The 1,821-nt window shown below is 31.6% G+C and carries 1 protein-coding gene; it reads left to right on the forward strand.

The genetic code is table 11. The features are described 5' to 3' along the window. Window positions 1–130 precede the first annotated feature (130 nt). A complete protein-coding gene (locus tag Q0F58_RS19410) occupies window positions 131–1,636 on the forward strand; it encodes an LCP family protein (protein ID WP_294379724.1) in 1,506 nt (501 codons plus the stop codon). Window positions 1,637–1,821: the final 185 nt, after the last annotated feature.

Here is a 1,821-nt window from a genome sequence, read left to right on the forward strand (position 1 = left end):
TTTAAAAAGAAATGGTGCTGAAGTATTAGGTACTGTATTAAATAAAGTGGAATAGGCATATATCCTATTCCTTTTTTTGTAAATATAATTATTTTGTAGTAAAATAAATGGGCATGAGGAGATTTTTGTTATGAAAAAAAATAAGAAACAAAATAAAGTAGGTAAGGTATTTGGAATTATTTTCTCTATCTTACTGGTTGCTGCAACAATGTATTTGTTGTTTAACATTATTAAATTGAATGTGTTGCCTACAAAACTATTGTTTTTAATGACAATTGTATTTGTATTACTAGATTTGATTTTTATCTTGTTGTTGTGTTTTTCAACTAAAGGATTTGTATCTAAATTGATTTGTATTATTTTTACTATTGCACTTTCATTAGGATCTTGTTTAGGTGGCTTCTATTTATCAAAAACAGGTGGATTGCTTTCTAATATTACTAACGTTGCTAAACATTCTAAAAATACAGTAAGTGTAATTGTTAAACAATCAAGTGATATGAAAAAGAAAACAGATCTTGCAGGACATAGTGTGGGTATTTTAGCGAATATCAACACACAAGGTTCTAAAAAGATTTTAAAAGAACTAAATAAATCGGGTATTCAGATGGAAAAAAGAGAATATGGCAGTTTAACTGAAATGCTAGAATCTTTCTATAATGGAGAAGTAGATTCAATTGTTATTAATGAATCAAGTCGTAGTCAAATTACAGATATTGATGCATATAAAGATTTTGACAACAATACGCGTGTTGTATACCAAACTTCATATAAAGTAGAAAATACAGATAAGGCCAATGCGGTAAGTAATATTACGACAACACCATTTAATGTGTTGATTTCTGGATCAGATACTCGTGGTGGATTTGATGAAAATGGTCGTAGTGATGTAATTATGGTAGCTACTGTAAATCCTAAAACAGGAACAATTTTATTAACATCTATTCCACGTGACTTCTATGTAACGACGGCTTGTGATGCTGGTGATGGATGTCAACAAGGTGCATTAGATAAGATTACGCATACGGGTATTCATGGTACTAACACAACTAAGCGTACAGTTGAACAATTATTAGGTATTGAAATTAACTACACATTTAAAGTAGGTTTCGATACAGTAACAGATATTGTTGACGCAGTTGGTGGTATTGATGTAAATGTTGAACCAGGCTATGAATGCAATAACTTCTTACATGCTCCTGGACTAAGTGTACATGCAGGTGTGAACCACTTAAATGGTGAACAAGCATTAGGATATGCTCGTGAGCGTTATGCATATAGTGAAGGGGATCGTCAGCGTACAAAGAATCAACAACAGGTTCTAATGGGTATTGTTGATAAGGTTACAAGTCCAGCAATTGTGACTAACTATGCTCAAATCATGGATAGTATGGCAAATACATTCTCAACAACTATGTCAAATGATGAAATTTCATCATTGATTAAATATCAATTAAATAAGAATCCAAAATGGAAAATGGAACAATATATGGTAAATGGTACTGGGGATACATTAATGTGTGCTGAACTTGGTGATGCTGCTTATGTAATGGTTCCAGATCAAAGCACAGTAACAACGGCTAAGAATAAGATCAATGCAGTTCTTGCTGGTAAATCAGCGGATGATGTAGAGTAAGGGTATATTCCTTGCTCTTTTTTTGTTTTGTGGGTGTATAATTTCATTGTGAGGTGTTGTTTATTATGGAAACTAAAGATTATATACAAAATAGAATTAATACGAATATTCGTAAGTTTGAAGAACTAAGCAAGAAGTATCATAGATGTCATATTGGATTGCTTGTTTCTTCTTTTAGTTGTTTT

This window comes from uncultured Clostridium sp., from assembly GCF_934754915.1.
In the GTDB taxonomy this organism is placed as follows: domain Bacteria; phylum Bacillota; class Clostridia; order Clostridiales; family Clostridiaceae; genus Clostridium.